The following is a 15811-nucleotide window of genomic DNA, read 5'->3' on the forward strand; positions in this document are numbered from 1 at the left end:
AAAGAATTGCTGTAAAGCTTTTTAAAAGCCTGTTTACAAACATTCAAACAATCATTATAATGTTTATTAGATAAATAAAAAAGGGGAAATCGCTTTGAATCATCTTGATAATCATTTCTGTAGTGTAGATTGTCACATTCCCCAGCGACGTTTAAATGAATTAACTCACTCTCTTATTCAGATGGAGGGCGTGACCCCTATATTCAAAGCTCTTGCAGATGAAACGCGGGTAAAGATAATTTATGCCTTACTGCAAGAACCCAATCTTTGCGTTTGCGATCTTGCGCAGGTTACCGATTTAACGGTCTCAGCGGCTTCTCACCACTTGCGCCTACTTAAAAATTTGGGACTAGCCCGTTCTCACAAAGAAGGTAAGCTCGTACGCTATTGTATCCACGATGAGCACGTAAAAATCATCTTGGAGGAAGCGCTCAACCATTGCACCCACCTCCCAAGATAACAGCCTTTAATGTAGAATAATTTTGCACAATATATCCAGTGGAGGATGAAGATGAGTAGAGTTTTAAATATTGGACTTGATGTAGGTTCTACAACTGTAAAACTTGTGGTATTAGAGAACCGGACGATAGTTTATAAAAACTATTTAAGACATTTTTCCAATATCCGTAATACCGTTGTTATGATGCTTGAGGATGCCAAAGCCATTCTCCAGGGACATCCTTTGACCTTAATGGTCACGGGCTCCGGAGGGTATAACATTTCTCAAACATTAGACGTTCCCTTTATTCAAGAAGTTATGGCTTGCTCCAATGCCATTAAAATTGTCATTCCCAAAACCGATGCCGCCATAGAACTTGGGGGCGAGGATGCTAAGGTTACCTATTTTGGAGACTCCCTTGAGCAGCGAATGAATGGAACTTGCGCCGGGGGAACCGGAGCCTTTATCGACCAGATGGCCTCTCTCTTGCAAACAGACGCTCAAGGTTTGAATGAACTGGCCAAAAACTATCATACTATTTATCCCATTGCGTCACGTTGCGGAGTTTTTGCCAAAACTGACATTCAGCCGCTGCTCAATGAAGGAGCTGCCAAAGAAGACATTGCAGTTTCCGTCCTGCAGGCCGTCGTTAACCAGACGATCAGCGGTTTGGCTCAAGGACGCCCCATTACGGGAAACGTGGCTTTTTTAGGCGGTCCCTTATTTTTCCTCTCCGAGCTGAGAAAACGCTTTATTGAAACCCTTAAGCTTGATGAGAACGGCATCATTTTTCCCGAGGACTCTCAATTTTTTGTGGCCATTGGCGCCGCCCTTTCTTCCCGCGAACAGAAACCTTTTACCCAAGAGTGCCTTTATGAGCGCGCCCCCATGATTTATAAAATCAACAATGAGGATAATCTGGATCTCAAGCCCTTATTTAAAGACAGCGAAGACTATGAGTCTTTTAAAAAGAGGCATGCTCAGCACCAGGTCAAACGCGTGGATTTAGAAAGCTATGCGGGAAATGCCTATTTAGGCATCGACGCCGGATCAACGACAACGAAACTAGCCCTGATTGATGATGAGGGGAGCTTGCTTTATTCCTTTTACGGCAGCAATCAGGGAAATCCTCTGGAATCAACTATAGAAGCCCTTAAGGCTCTCTACGGAAAGCTCAATGCCAACATTGCCATCATCAATTCGACGGTTACCGGCTATGGAGAACATCTTATCAAAGCCGCACTAAAAGCCGATATCGGTGAAATCGAAACCGTAGCCCATTACGCAGCCGCAAACTTTTTCCTGCCGGGCGTTGATTTTGTTTTGGATATCGGCGGTCAGGATATGAAAAGCTTAGTCATTCGCAACGGAGTCATTGAATCCATTACTTTAAATGAAGCCTGTTCTTCGGGATGCGGTTCTTTTGTGGAAACCTTTGCTCAATCCCTTAATATGAGTGTCCAGGAATTTGCCCAGATTGGACTGGAATCAAAACATCCCGTCGATCTGGGGACACGCTGCACCGTTTTTATGAACTCGAAAGTCAAACAGGTTCAGAAAGAAGGCGCAGAGGTCAGCGATATCTCGGCCGGTATTTCCATTTCCGTCATTAAAAACGCCCTGTTCAAGGTAATCCGCTTGAGGAACGCTGATGAGCTTGGGAAAAAGATTGTTGTCCAAGGGGGAACATTCTATAACGACACAGTCCTTAGAGCCCTTGAGCAACTTGCCCAGCGCGACGTCGTACGTCCGGATATCGCCGGAATTATGGGCGCTTTTGGAGCTGCTTTACTCGCTAAAGAACGTTTTGTGACCGGTCATCAAACAACCCTCCTTCCTCTAGAGGAGCTTCAGGAACTCTCTTCAGAAACCACTATGAAGCGCTGCGGATTATGTGGGAACAACTGCCTTGTTACAATTCGGCGCTTTTCCAACGGCAATGAATTTTTCTCCGGAAACCGCTGCGAACGGGGAGAAGGCAAAACCATCGTAACGTCTGAAATTCCTAACCTTTTTGCCTATAAATATAAAAGGGTATTTAATTACGTCCCCTTAGCTCCGGCTCAGGCCGTGAGAGGGACCATCGGAATTCCCAGGGTTTTGAACATTTATGAAGATTACCCCTTCTGGTTCACTTTTTTTACGGAATTGAACTATCGCGTCATTCTTTCGGGCCGATCTTCAAAACAGCTTTACGAGCTGGGCATGGATACAATCCCCTCGGAATCCGCTTGCTACCCCGCTAAGCTGGCCCATGGCCATCTTGCGGATTTAGTGAAAAAAGGGGTAACTAAACTTTTTTACCCGTGTATTCCCTACAATCGCACTGAAGATCCCCAAGCCAATAATCACTACAATTGCCCTGTCGTCACGTCTTACCCGGAAACAATTAATGCCAACATGGACATTCTCCGAACTCCCAATATAACTTTCTACCACCCTTTCCTGCCCATTGACAACCCTCGCAGAATGGGCAAACGCTTAATTGAGGAGTTGGCCCCGGAAGGAATCCCCAAGGCTGAAATCCTCAAAGCGATGGAAAAAGCTTACGCCGAATTAGATAACTACCACAGGGATATCCAAAAAAAGGGTGAAGAAGCCCTTCACTATATCGCAGACCGCCAAATTAAGGGTATTGTCTTAGGCGGAAGACCCTATCACATTGATCCGGAAATCAATCACGGGATACCGGAAATGATTCAAGCCTACGGTTTTGCAGTCTTGTCAGAAGACTCTATTAACCATTTGGGCCAAGTTGAACGGCCTCTTCGGATTGTGGATCAATGGGTTTACCACACCAGATTGTATGCGGCGGCGAGCTATGCCGCCCAGCAGGAGTCCCTGGACTTAATCCAACTGACCTCTTTCGGCTGCGGCCTGGACGCTGTTACCACAGACCAGGTTAAAGAAATCCTCGAAGCCTACGGGAAAATTTATACCGTTTTAAAGATCGATGAAATCAACAATTTAGGGGCCGCCAGAATCCGCGTGCGTTCTTTAATCGCCGCCATTCGGGAACGTGATAAACGAAATGTTACCCCGCAAAGACTCATCACTAAACGCCCCCGGGTAATCTTTACCAAAGAAATGAAAGAAACTCATACCCTTTTAGTTCCGCAGATGTCCCCTATTCACTTTCAGTTTCTCCAGACCGGCTTCGAAACGGCAGGCTATCGTTTGGAGATTTTACCCTCGGTTGATAAATCCGCCATTGACGAAGGCCTGAAATACGTCCACAACGACGCCTGCTACCCGGCTATTATTGTCGTCGGGCAGATTATGAAGGCTTTAGGGTCGGGCAACTATGATTTAAACAACACCTCCGTGATCATCTCTCAAACCGGTGGGGGATGCCGGGCCACAAATTATATCGCTTTCATCCGTAAAGCTTTAGCGGATGCTCATCTGGAACATGTCCCCGTTGTTGCTTTAAACACGGGCAGCTCCTCAAGCTTAGAACAAAATCCGGGCTTTAAAATTACTCTGACCGTCTTTAGAAAACTTATGCAAGGCCTGGTTTATGGAGACCTTCTGATGCGTGTCCTCTACAAAGTACGGCCTTATGAACTTATTCCTGGTTCGGCTAATAATTTGTACGACAAGTGGGTCAAACAATGCCAGGAGTCCCTGAAGGCCGGCAAACGGAGAGACTTTGTTCAAAATGTTCGTGGGATCGTTGCGGATTTCGACAGCCTTCCTATTCACGAAGATTGGATCAAACCTAAGGTTGGCGTCGTGGGAGAAATCCTCGTCAAGTTTCACCCCACAGCAAACAATAATATTGTGGAGCTGTTGGAAACCGAAGGCGCTGAGGCTGTTGTCCCCGACCTGGCAGACTTTCTTTTATACGGTGCCTTTGACAACCGCATCAAATATGAGCAGTTGTCAGGCAAATTTTGGAGCATGGTTTCCGGAAACTTTACTATCAGCAGGATTGAATCTTACCGGCGCGAAATGAAAGAAGCCTTAAAAGCCAGTAAGCGCTTCACTCCTCCCAAAGCTATCGAAGAGATTGCTAAGTATGCCCGCAATCACCTCTCACTTTCCAACCAGTCAGGCGAAGGCTGGTTCCTCACAGGAGAGATGGTCGAATTGATTCGCAGCGGGGTCAACAACATTGTCTGCCTGCAGCCTTTTGCCTGTTTGCCGAATCATATCACAGGGAAAGGTATGGTTCGGGAGATTCGCCGCTCTTACCCGGCGGCAAACATCGCCCCTATTGACTATGATCCCGGAGCAAGTGAGGTCAATCAGCTCAATCGGATCAAACTGATGTTGTCCGTAGCCATGGATAATTCCTAAAAACCATATCCTTAAATTTAAGCCAAAAGCTAAAACGAGAGCAACCACTATTTTCCGGCTTGACACAGACCCCACTTTGTTTTATAGTAGCTATAATCCAGGTGAGACAATTATATATTAATTTCTCTTATCAAGAGCGGCGGAGGGACTGGCCCTATGATGCCCGGCAACCTATAGCTTAAGCTATGAGGTGCTAATTCCTACAGAACCCTAGGTTCTGAAAGATGAGAGTAGCGTGTTAAATAATGCAACGACCGCTTCTCTGAAGCGGTCGTTTTTATTTACCGTCGAGACTCCAACCGAAGCTTAGGCAGCCTGCCAAAACCAAAGTTGCTTTAAGATCACCTGCCTGTGCTGAGCATGGGCAAAGGCATCAGCTCAAAAAAAACAATAGTAAAGGGAGGAATTGACAATGACTGAAGAACGTCGGTTAGGATTTGAAACTATTTCTTTGCATGGAGGACAGAACCCGGACTCGGCAACCAACGCCCGTGCCGTACCGATATATCAGACATCATCCTTTGTTTTCAACGACACTGAGCATGCGGCCAATCTCTTTTCCTTAAAAGAACCCGGCAACATCTATTCACGGATTATGAACCCTACCCAAGATGTTTTTGAGCAGCGCCTGGCCCTCCTGGAAGGCGGAGTGGGAGCACTGGCAACATCCTCAGGGCAAGCGGCAATCACTTATGCTATCCTCAATATTGCCCAGGCAGGAGATGAAATCATCGCTTCAGGCTCCCTCTATGGCGGCACCTACACGTTGTTTGCCTATACCTTTGCCAAATTGGGAATCAAAGTCCACTTTGTGAACGTTGACAAACCGGAAGAATTCCGTTCTAAAATCACCTCGCGCACCAAAGCCTTCTATACTGAAACCATCGGCAATCCTCAGATCAACATTGCCGACCTGGCGAAACTGACCGATATTGCTCACGAAAACAACCTCCCTCTGATTGTCGACAACACCTTTGCCTCCCCTTATTTATGCCGGCCTATTGAACATGGCGCCGATATCGTTGTTCATTCCGCCACCAAATTTATTGGCGGGCATGGAACCTCGATCGGAGGAGTCATTGTCGACTCCGGGAATTTCGATTGGAACAACGGTAAATTCCCCGGACTGAGCGAACCCGATCCCAGCTACCATGGTATCGTCTATACTGAGGCCTGCGGTAAGGCAGCCTTTATCACAAAGGCCAGGGTGTCTCTGCTGCGCGACACCGGAGCAGCTCTCTCTCCTTTTAACTCTTTCTTGTTTTTACAAGGTTTGGAAACTCTCCCTCTCCGTATGGACAGACACGTCGCTAACACTCAAAAGGCGGCAGAATTTCTAAGCAGCCATGAGTTTGTGACCTGGGTTAATTACCCCAGCCTGCCTGACAGTCCTTATCACTCTCTGGCTCAACAGTATTTGCCTAAAGGTTCCGGGGCGATTTTTACCTTCGGAGTCAAAGGGGGCCTTGCAGAAGGAGCAAAATTCATTAACGCTCTGAAATTATTCTCGCATTTAGCCAACGTCGGAGATGCCAAATCCCTGGTCATTCACCCGGCAAGCACCACGCATCAGCAGCTTGACGAAGAATCCCAACGCGCTGCCGGGATCTCACCCGATATGATCCGCCTCTCCATTGGTTTGGAGACGATCGAAGACCTTCTTTACGATTTAGATCAAGCCCTACACGCCAGTCAAAAAAGCTAAGAGGTATCACGCTCAGGCTTGAGCAACGCTTTACACTTCGCGTCTTGAGCCTCGTGCCTCGCAAAGGTGGTTAGTTGCAATGCCTATTAAAATCCCCGAACATTTACCCGCTATGGAGATACTTAACCGTGAAAACATTTTTGTCATGGGAGACGAGCGCGCCTATCACCAGGATATCCGCCCTCTTAAAATTGTGATTCTCAACCTTATGCCCCGCAAAGAGACCACTGAAACCCAACTGTTGAGACTGCTCGGAAATTCTCCTTTACAGGTTGAAATCACTCTTTTGCGTATTGAAAGCCATCTTTCCAAAAACACCTCTCAGGAACATTTAGATGCTTTTTACCAAAGCTTTAATGACATCAAGCATCACAAATATGACGGTATGATTATCACCGGGGCACCTGTGGAGCACCTGGAATTTGAAGAGGTTACCTATTGGAATGATCTTCAGGCCATTATGGAGTGGACCAAAAACCACGTCACCTCTACCTTTCACATCTGCTGGGGTTCCCAAGCCGGCCTGTATTATCACTATGGTATCCCCAAATACCCTTTAACGGCAAAGATTTTTGGCATTTTCAAACACGATGTCAATAAAAGCGGCCTCAATGGTTCTCAGCTCCTGCGAGGTTTCGACGACGAATTTTATGTTCCCCATTCCCGCCATACGGAAATTAAACGCAGTGATCTCCTCAAGCATCCGGAGTTGGAAATTTTGTCCGAGTCTGACGAAGCCGGGGTCTATATCGCGGTTTCCAAAGATGGCCGTCAGGTGTTTGTTTCCGGGCACTCTGAATACGATACATTGACCCTCAAAGAAGAATACGAGCGTGATCTCGCCAAAGGTCTGCTCATTGCACTCCCTAAAAACTATTTTCCCAACAACGACCCCACAAAAACCCCGGTCCATAAGTGGCGATCTCATACGAATTTACTTTTTCAAAATTGGTTGAATTATTATGTCTACCAGGAAACACCGTATGATTTAGGCGGCCGCTAAATTGCCATCTGCACTATAAAGAAAAAGGGAATTGCAAGACGAATTCCGGTTCGTGGAGCAAGTTCCCTTTTCTTTTCCCAAAAACAACACTGCGAACCCCCGAAAGCCGCAGTGTTATACCTAAAATCTGTTCTCGCCAGAAAACTTCTCTTCGTTTAAAAACTTTATTCTAGCAAATTTTAACGTAATAGTTCTCTTAAAGCCGGGCAAGCTACGTTTAGAAATACGAGGTGATAATTTTGAGAAAGATAAATGACAGGTTTTGGTTAGGCACCATATCGGGCCTCGGAGGGAATTTAGCTAAATTAATGGCGGAACAACTGTTTAATAGAATCGGCTTCACGAAAACGAATGGTTATACAACTGCTGCGGGAATTTTTTTAAAAAAATCCAAGGTTGCATCCCCATACGGTAGAGCCGTGGGAATCCTTGCCGACAATATGATTGCTGTGGGACTCGGGGTAACTTGTACATATTGGCTTACGCTTATGGGAAAAGATAGGTTTCTGATTAAAGGCGCCGGATTGGGAGCTGCAGAGTGGGCCTCGCTATACGGAGTCGTTTCCAAACTTGGGGCAACGACAATATACCCCGTAAAGCCTCAAGACGCACTCGCTACATTCGTATCTCATCTTTTGTTTGGCCTGACAAAAACCACTATTGCCGTCACTTTAGGGGATGAACGTTTATTCAAGCCCAAAAACCTGACTTTAGAAATTAATCATCCGCAAAGTTTCAAACCTAAGCCCAGAGAGACAAGCACTAACTCTCAATCCCTAAGATATCTAAGTAAAAGCAATCGCCCACATAATTTCCCGCACCCCCAGGAATCCTTATCTCACTTTCCCTCGCCTTCATAAGCCCTTCCCTATCTATAGGAAATGATAAACATCCTTTGCAAGATTCCCATTTAGACCCATCAATGTCCCAGCCGAAGGATAGCGGGCCTTATCCTTTTCCCAAAACCTCTGCCATAGTGTCAATTCTTGCCATAACCGTCGTCTTGTCAAGGTTAACAGACCTAATTACTTTAAAATAATAGGTGGATAGATCTTCTACTGTTCTACTGATCTGTCCACCTATTCGTCATTTAGTTAGCTTAGCCCTAACCCTTTTCTTTTAGCTAAAATATGAGCTTCAATATTATTGGCGACTTCCACGGGATCATCTCCCAGAGCAATCTTTCCTCCGGTTAAACCCTCAACATCCTGAGTCAGGAGCTTTACAAGTTGAGGCGCCCCTGTGACGAAGGGAGTCGGAGATAAATGAGTATAGGCACCATAAGCGACAGCAAACACCCCATCAATCGTGGCCTTTTGCTCCATCCATTCAGGAGCGGTAACAGCAATCGGCAGTTGAGGAACATCGACATCCAGATGATCCGCCAGTGCTGTTACCAGCATAGAGATTCTGCCCGTATCCGTACAAGTGCCAAAACTCAAAACCGGCGGGATTTTCAAAGCGCTGCATACTTCTCCCAAGCCTTTACCGGCCATCTTAACAGCTTCAAGGTTACAAAGCCCCGCCACTTCCAAGGCATGATTGCCGCACCCTCCGGCTATAACCAAAATATCCTTTTTAATAAGTTCTTTCGTTAGGTTCACAGTGTTCCAGTCCTGGGGCCCATTTCTTAAGGTGGAACAATTGGCTAAGGCGACAACTCCTTTGATTTTTCCGGCGGCAATGACATCAACCAACGGATCGAGCTTGTTGCCTAAAACTCCCAAAACTGCTTCCGTTGAAAAACCCGCGATCGCTTTTTGAGTGATTTGGGGTACCTTGGCAACTATGTTTCCATGTCGCTTTTTAAAATTTTCGATACTTAAATTAATAAGCTGATCCGCCATGCTTTCAACATCACAGGGGTGATACGGTATTTTATGTTCCAGACCCGGAACTCCAATAATCGTGCTGACACTTACCATAGTGACTTGGTATTTTTCAGCATACATATCAATGGCCGGCGGAGAACAATTCTCCTCCATGGCTAAAACATCAACAGTCCCTGTCGCCAGCAGAGGCTCTATGGAGAGCCAATTCCCCATAAGCCCTACAAAGACAGCGTCGGTTTCAAACCTTTGCAGCAACTCCTGCCCTGTTTCGATGGAACCAACAATTCTCAGCCCTTTGGCGCCGGCTGCCTTGGCCCTCGCCTGGATTTCAGGGGTTCTGGCCTTTTGAATAGTTGCAACACCTGCCCAAGGCTGATGTCCGTTAAAAACGATGTTAATGTAATCCGGGTCCATAATCCCCAAATCAACGGTAACCTCGTGAGGATGAGGGGTACCGAATAAGATATCCTGAACCATTTCCAGTCCGATCTGAGCATTATAAATTGTAGCCAGCCCTAAGCGCAAAGCCTTGAGAGCCAGAGAAACATAATCGCCGTCAACATTCGTTAAACAGCTTGCCACAGCGTTCTGCTCTTCATGAACGGCACCTGCCGGATAAATATGTAGATCTCTCCAGATCTGTTTTCTCTTTTTGGGGGCAAATGCCTCAACCATGAGATTCGGTTCTTCCGTCCCAATGTTCATTTGCCGGTTAAGCAAATCCGCCAATTGAATTGCCATCTGGTTAGCATCCTGATTGGCATTAATTCCAAGCGTCTCACACATCCATTTTAATTTATCAGGATCAGCAATTTTAAAAGGGGTTTTCCCTTCTCCCGTTGCCCGGAGAGTTCGGAACGCTTCGTAGGCGTGATGACTGTATGTCCCTGCACCCATAATATTTTGCAGTAGCAGCTTTCTCATCGCCATAGCGTCCGCTCCGATCCCGCAAACGCCTTTGTCCTGACCGCTCTTCTCACTAATCCGGCAGGGTCCGTTTGAACATTGCTGACAGCTAAGACCTTGCAAGCAAAAGTTACAGCGAATTTTTTCCTGTTTAGCCCAGCGGTCAAAGACATTAGACATTCCATCTTCTCTAATTCTAGGCAGCATTTCCTCCACAGAATTATGATAGCTTACCCGTCCCTCTGACTTCTCTAAGATTGTTTCAGGCATGGCCTATCCTCCTTTATTAACTGCTAAAGAAAGTTTGCTCATTAGAATACTTAAATATGTACATGCTATAACAGAACCGGCGATACTTTCCGACAGTTAATTGAGGATTGACAGCCAATAATTTGGCTTACGAGAGTCAGTCTGCCGTTTAGTTAGCAGAGAATTTGAGAAAATAACACTGTATCTATTTATGGAGGGATGAACATGGACGAAATTACCGCCAAAAAACCCGGCTCAGAACACCTTAAAGCAAAACAAATTGTCTATTATGTCTTGGGGGTTATCGAGGTCTTATTTGCTTTTCGGCTTGTCTTTAAACTTCTGGGAGCCAACCCCCAAAGCCCGTTCGTATCTCTGATCTACTCTATAACCCAAGTGTTTTTAGCTCCTTTTTCCGGAATTTTCCCATCGGCTGTTACCAAAGGTCTGGAAACTCAGTCTGTACTGGAACCCTCAACCATCATCGCCATGATCGTCTATGCTATCCTAGCCTGGGGAGTGATTAAACTGATTGAAATTAACCGAACTCCACGTCATACGGAAACACATTAAATGCCCAAAACAGGCCAAGGGCGCAGCAAAACTTCTACAGTTTCACCGCGCCCGGCCGGTAGGACTTCGGACTGCCAAAAGCCCCTGAATTCTAAAATTAATCCCCATCAAATTGACCTCGGCAATCTGATGGGGATAGTTCATGTATAGAGTTTAAACTAAGCTTATGCTCCCTTCCGATTGTTCGGAAGCTACTGTTTCTCCAGTATGTCTTTTACAATTTCAGGAACTTCAAAAGGCAATTCAGCTACCCTTGCACCTGCTAAAGTCAAAGCTTCCACTTTGCCTTTATAAGTTCCATTGCCCCGCTCGATAATTGCCCCCGCATGTCCCATTCGTTTGCCGGGAGGTGCGCTTTTTCCGGCTATATAGGCAACCACTGGTTTCGTCATTTCTTTAATAAACAGGGAAGCCTCTTCTTCAGCGTTTCCGCCGATCTCTCCAATGAGAACAACCACCTTAGTTTCCGGATCTTGATCGAATTTCCTCAAGACATCTACAAAGGTAAGTCCTACTACCCGGTCTCCTCCCATCCCTACAACAGTGGATTGTCCAATGCCCCGGGCTGTCAGATTCCCGACGATTTCGTAGGTCAGAGTTCCTGAACGGGCCACAACACCTACCGAGCCTGGAATAAAAAATTGATTGGGCGGTATGCCTATCTTGCATTTTCCGGAAGATACAATGCCAAACGTATTGGGACCAATAACAACCGCATTAACCCGTTTAGCATAAGCGACAATTGTCATTTCATCGTGCACCGGAATATGCTCAGTGACCACTACAACAACCTTTATGCCGGCCTCTAAGGCTTCTAAGACTGCATCCTTGGCAATAGGCGCCGGAACAAAAATAACCGACGCGTCAATTCTATGCTCTTCACAAGCTGCCCGCACACTGTCATAGACCGGAACACCCTCAAGAATAGACCCGCCTTTCCCCGGGGAAGTGCCAGCCACAATATTTGTTCCATAGGCTAACATCTGCTTTGTATGGAAAATACCCTGTTTGCCGGATATTCCCTGGACCATTACATTCGTAGTTTCATCAATTATGATGGCCATTTTCCAGCCCTCCTTTTAACTTTTCAACATCTACGAGTGCCAAAGTCTCCCGCTCCGAACTTTATCCGGCAAGCTCAACTGCTTTTTTAATGGCGTCCTGCATGAAATCATAAGCCTCAATTCCAGCTTCCTTTAAAATGGCCCGTCCCGCATCCTGGTTCGTTCCCACTAAGCGAATCACCACCGGAACCGGGATGCCTATGTTCTTCTTGACTGAGGCAAAGGCTCTGGCAACGTCATCGCAACGGGTAATTCCGCCAAAGATATTTATGACGATTGCTTTGGGGTTTCTTGATAAAATAAGCTCAAGAGCCTTGGCGGTCCCTTCTTCGCCTGTTCCGCCGCCGGCATCAAGGAAGTTTGCCGATTTGCCGCCGAAATAGGCAATTGTATCCAATGTACCCATAGTAATCCCGGCACCGTTAGCCATAACTCCGATGTCCCCATCCAGTTCCACAAAAGAAAGCCCCAGGTCATGCGCTGCTTTTTCGGCGGCAGTGCGTTCTTCCACCCGCGGCAAATCCGATTGCCGATAGAGCGCCTCATCATCAATCGTTACCTTGGAATCTGCCGCAATCACCCTGTCACCGCTGATTACCAAGGGGTTGATTTCAACAAGTTCGGCATCTTTTTCAACGAAAAGTTTATATAGGCCTGTAATAATCTTGATCAACTCTTTGCCTTGTGGGCCGTTCAAGGCAATACCCATTTTTCGAACAACATCACTGGCGATAAATTTTTGCATCCCTAGTTCCACATCAATATGTTGTTTAATAATATGTTCTTCATCTACCTCTTCAATATCCATACCACCATGGGAAGAGGCAATGAGCACAGGCTTTTTCGCTGACGCGTCAACTGTGAGGGATAAATACAATTCTTTATCAATTTGAAGCTTTTCTTCCACAAGGACATGGCTTACCGGCAAACCCTGTATCGTCATCCCAAACAATTCCCGGGCTGCTGCTCTTACTTCCTCCGGGGTATCGGCAAACTGAATTCCTCCGGCTTTTCCCCGCTTACCTGACAAAACCTGGGATTTAACCACAACAGGGGCGCCTATCTCCCTCGCTGCTTGGGCAGCCTCATCTGGATTGCTAACCATTCGTCCTTTTGGAATCGGAATTCCAAACTCTGCGAATAGTTGCTTTCCCATGTATTCGAACATTTTCACAAGTAGTTCTCCCCTCTCAACTTGTTAGTTACTACCTAGGTTTTACAATAGCTTTTCCCTGTACTCCTAAACGAAGTACAAAAACCTCTCGTCTGGCAAACGACTGCGAGAGGTTCCCATATTCGCATATAAATTATACAAAACAGCATTGATTATATTATACAGGAGAGATTTCGCTAACGTAAGTGTTGTCCCAAAATATTTAATTTTCTAAAATATGCACCTGAAATCCCTCTCCTCGTTTCTGCCGTATCGATTTAGCGGAGATTCGATGTAATGGGATTCTAAAAATTTTACTGCTTGCCCAGATCATTTGCACAAAAACGCTGGTTTGAACGTAGACTAACTTAGGACAAGGATCATATTTTATCTGAAGAGAGGGAAGAGAAATAATGACAGATCGCAACTGTTGTCCACATGAGTGGATTCAATGCTCAACGTTTACTCCGGCTTGGGTTTCGGCCATGCCTCCAACTCCAGTTTCTCCTCAGCCGAATCCGGTCACACCCAATCCGGTTCTCCCCAGTTCGTCAACTCTCCCAATGTGCGCCCCTCTGGAATTGAGAAAAGTTGCCCCGCGCACACTTATAGTTACTGTGTCAATTCCTGCCGAATCGATTTTCACATTGCCGTCCAATGCACTGGAAATTAAAATGATCAGGAAAAATCTAAAATTGACACAATGCCGCTTTTTTAATTCTCCTCCGCCTGCGCCGTGTATTCCTCATGACACTCCGAAATTATTCCTGGGAGGTTTCGTCCGCAAAGACATTCAGTATTCCGAACCGGCACGACAAACTGTAAACACAGTTGAAGGCTCTATAAAAGACTTTGTCATAGATCTGCCTTTCACCTGTGTCGTTGATCTTGGCAATCTCCATGGAATATCTCCCACCCGCTTCAGCGGACAGCAGGAATATGAATTTTCCAGCACAACACCCCTTCCGCTTGGCTTCTCGACAAAGGACAAATTAATGTCGGGCGACATGACCGAATTCAACGCAGTAAGCCAAGAGTTCTATAATTCGTTGCCCAACTATGAGCTCATCTACAGTCAGATCCAGGACATGAATGATCCACTCGACCGCGTATCTATGGCAAATGGCCCCTTTGAAGAAGGTATTTTTAGAACTGTACAGGAAAAGATGGTCATTTTGCTTCAGCTTCGGGTAACCTTCCCAAATGAATTTAACCCTCCGCCTGTGCATTGCACTTGTCAAAGTCAAGATCAGCCCATTAAGAATCCCTGCTGCCCCAATCCTATTTTCGCGGCGCTGGCAAAATTACTGAAATGCCTTATGAAATAGCTAACAAGATAGCAAGATTAACCGCCTAACATCTTATGGCTTTTATAGGCATCCTATATCGTGTTAACAGTTACCGCGATATGGGATGCTATTTTTGTTATGCATTATGCTATAATGGTCTATATAAAAATAACCTTGTACATACTACAATAAAGGCCATTCTTTAAAAGAATTTAGGACAAGGGGTGGGTGCGGTTAATTATGTCTAATGATGTTTCCTATACCCCCGAAGAAGTCGCCAAAATCCTCAAGATTTCCAGGTTTACGGTTTATGAAATTATCAAGCGTGGCGAGTTAAAGGCCTATCATATTGGGCGCAAAGTCCGTGTTGAAGGAGCCGACATTGAAAGTTATAAACAAAAATTAAAAGGACTGCATTCCCCCGTATCTTCGCACACACCCCCTGCCCAATCTATAGGTTCATTTCATCAAGGGGAGTCCGAAGCGGCTTTAGTTATCTGCGGGCAGGATATTGTTCTGGATATCTTGACCCGTTATCTGGAGAAACAGTTCCCCCACGTTCGCTTCCTAAGACGCTACATAGGGAGCATTGATGGCCTCATGTCCCTCTATCGCGGGCTTGCCAATGTTGTCGCTGTCCATTTGTGGGACAGTGATACGGACGACTATAACATTCCTTATGTGCGAAGGATCTTGCCGGGACATTCAACTTATATAATCAATCTGCTTTTTCGAGTTGAGGGTTTTTATGTGGCTAAAGGCAACCCCAAAAGCATCCTTACTTGGAATGACTTAACCAAACCGGGTGTTCGCTTTGTCAACCGCGAAGTAGGGTCCGGGGCAAGGGTATTATTGGATGAACAACTGAGGATCTTGAAAATCCGCCACCAGGATATTCTCGGGTATTACGATGAGGAGATGACTCATCTGGCAATTGCCAGTAAAGTTGCGCGGGCGGAAGCGGACGTTGGTTTAGGAATCGAGAAAGTCGCGATGCAAGTTAATGATCTGGATTTTATTCCTTTGAAAAAGGAACGTTACGATTTGGTAATTCGTCAAGAGGACTTCGAGCGTCCTCATTTCCAGGCTTTAATAAGTATCCTGAAATCCCCCGCTTTTCAAAATGAAGTGTTAGGGATTGGAGGATATGACCTATCCAGTATAGGACAGATCATTGCCCAAGTATAAAAGACCTCTTGGAAACCAAGAGCGAGAGCTGTTAAATTGCTCTCGCTTTTGTCTTGCCGCCTATGCAATCTATTTATACCTGATCTTTATTAAGTCAAACACCACAGC

At 45.8% G+C, this 15811-nt stretch carries 11 protein-coding genes and 1 riboswitch; of the genes, 8 read left to right on the top strand and 3 right to left on the bottom strand.

What is annotated here, in order from left to right:
* The first annotated feature begins 94 nt into the window (after positions 1–94).
* The 5 genes from REC12_RS06655 (at position 95) to REC12_RS06675 (ending at position 8309) form a co-directional block, all read left to right on the top strand.
* Positions 95–460: an ArsR/SmtB family transcription factor gene (locus REC12_RS06655; protein ID WP_308893041.1), complete on the top strand. Its 366-nt coding sequence runs from the start codon at positions 95–97 to the stop codon at positions 458–460.
* Between the two features lie 51 nt (positions 461–511).
* Positions 512–4741, top strand: a complete 4230-nt coding sequence (locus REC12_RS06660) for an acyl-CoA dehydratase activase-related protein (RefSeq protein ID WP_308893042.1) — start codon at positions 512–514, stop codon at positions 4739–4741.
* Positions 4742–4865: 124 nt separating this feature from the next.
* A riboswitch (SAM riboswitch) is annotated at positions 4866–4972 on the top strand.
* Positions 4973–5153: 181 nt separating this feature from the next.
* Positions 5154–6446 (top strand): homocysteine synthase, encoded by a 1293-nt coding sequence (locus REC12_RS06665; protein WP_308893044.1) that lies wholly within the window; start codon positions 5154–5156, stop codon positions 6444–6446.
* Between the two features lie 79 nt (positions 6447–6525).
* On the top strand, positions 6526–7449 hold the full coding sequence (gene metA, locus REC12_RS06670) for a homoserine O-acetyltransferase MetA (protein WP_308893046.1): 924 nt from the start codon (positions 6526–6528) through the stop codon (positions 7447–7449).
* Positions 7450–7688: 239 nt separating this feature from the next.
* Positions 7689–8309, top strand: coding sequence for a hypothetical protein (locus tag REC12_RS06675; RefSeq protein WP_308893048.1), 621 nt, complete (start codon positions 7689–7691; stop codon positions 8307–8309).
* 234 nt (positions 8310–8543) lie between these two features.
* Here REC12_RS06675 and cooS read toward each other — a convergent pair whose 3' ends face one another.
* Positions 8544–10457, bottom strand: coding sequence for an anaerobic carbon-monoxide dehydrogenase catalytic subunit (gene cooS, locus REC12_RS06680; protein ID WP_308893050.1), 1914 nt, complete (start codon positions 10455–10457; stop codon positions 8544–8546).
* 204 nt (positions 10458–10661) lie between these two features.
* On the opposite strand from cooS, the gene REC12_RS06685 reads away from it, so the two are divergent.
* Positions 10662–11009 carry a YggT family protein gene (locus tag REC12_RS06685; RefSeq protein ID WP_308893053.1) on the top strand — a complete coding sequence of 116 codons (348 nt, stop codon included), beginning with the start codon at positions 10662–10664 and terminating at the stop codon, positions 11007–11009.
* A gap of 191 nt (positions 11010–11200) precedes the next feature.
* Here the strand turns inward: REC12_RS06685 and sucD are convergent, their stop codons facing one another.
* Both sucD and sucC read right to left on the bottom strand, forming a co-directional pair.
* Positions 11201–12073: a succinate--CoA ligase subunit alpha gene (sucD, locus tag REC12_RS06690; RefSeq protein ID WP_308893055.1), complete on the bottom strand. Its 873-nt coding sequence runs from the start codon at positions 12071–12073 to the stop codon at positions 11201–11203.
* Positions 12074–12134: 61 nt separating this feature from the next.
* Entirely contained in the window at positions 12135–13247 is a 1113-nt protein-coding gene (gene sucC, locus REC12_RS06695; protein WP_308893057.1) for an ADP-forming succinate--CoA ligase subunit beta, read from the bottom strand.
* 392 nt (positions 13248–13639) lie between these two features.
* Here sucC and REC12_RS06700 point away from each other — a divergent pair, with 392 nt between their 5' ends.
* Positions 13640–14554: a CsxC family protein gene (locus REC12_RS06700; RefSeq protein ID WP_308893059.1), complete on the top strand. Its 915-nt coding sequence runs from the start codon at positions 13640–13642 to the stop codon at positions 14552–14554.
* 201 nt (positions 14555–14755) lie between these two features.
* Positions 14756–15703, top strand: a complete 948-nt coding sequence (locus tag REC12_RS06705; protein ID WP_308893061.1) for a helix-turn-helix transcriptional regulator — start codon at positions 14756–14758, stop codon at positions 15701–15703.
* Positions 15704–15811: the final 108 nt, after the last annotated feature.

Origin of the sequence: Candidatus Desulfosporosinus nitrosoreducens (genome assembly GCF_030954495.1) — a bacterium.
In the GTDB taxonomy this organism is placed as follows: domain Bacteria; phylum Bacillota; class Desulfitobacteriia; order Desulfitobacteriales; family Desulfitobacteriaceae; genus Desulfosporosinus; species Desulfosporosinus nitrosoreducens.

What these genes read in the sequence shown, in the direction of transcription:
- REC12_RS06660 (WP_308893042.1), top strand. Translation starts at nt 512, where the DNA reads ATGAGTAGAGTTTTAAATATTGGACTTGATGTAGGTTCTACAACTGTA.
- REC12_RS06665 (WP_308893044.1), top strand. Translation starts at nt 5,154, where the DNA reads ATGACTGAAGAACGTCGGTTAGGATTTGAAACTATTTCTTTGCATGGA.
- metA (WP_308893046.1), top strand. Translation starts at nt 6,526, where the DNA reads ATGCCTATTAAAATCCCCGAACATTTACCCGCTATGGAGATACTTAAC.
- cooS (WP_308893050.1), bottom strand. Translation starts at nt 10,457, where the DNA reads ATGCCTGAAACAATCTTAGAGAAGTCAGAGGGACGGGTAAGCTATCAT.
- REC12_RS06685 (WP_308893053.1), top strand. Translation starts at nt 10,662, where the DNA reads ATGGACGAAATTACCGCCAAAAAACCCGGCTCAGAACACCTTAAAGCA.
- sucD (WP_308893055.1), bottom strand. Translation starts at nt 12,073, where the DNA reads ATGGCCATCATAATTGATGAAACTACGAATGTAATGGTCCAGGGAATA.
- REC12_RS06700 (WP_308893059.1), top strand. Translation starts at nt 13,640, where the DNA reads ATGACAGATCGCAACTGTTGTCCACATGAGTGGATTCAATGCTCAACG.
- REC12_RS06705 (WP_308893061.1), top strand. Translation starts at nt 14,756, where the DNA reads ATGTCTAATGATGTTTCCTATACCCCCGAAGAAGTCGCCAAAATCCTC.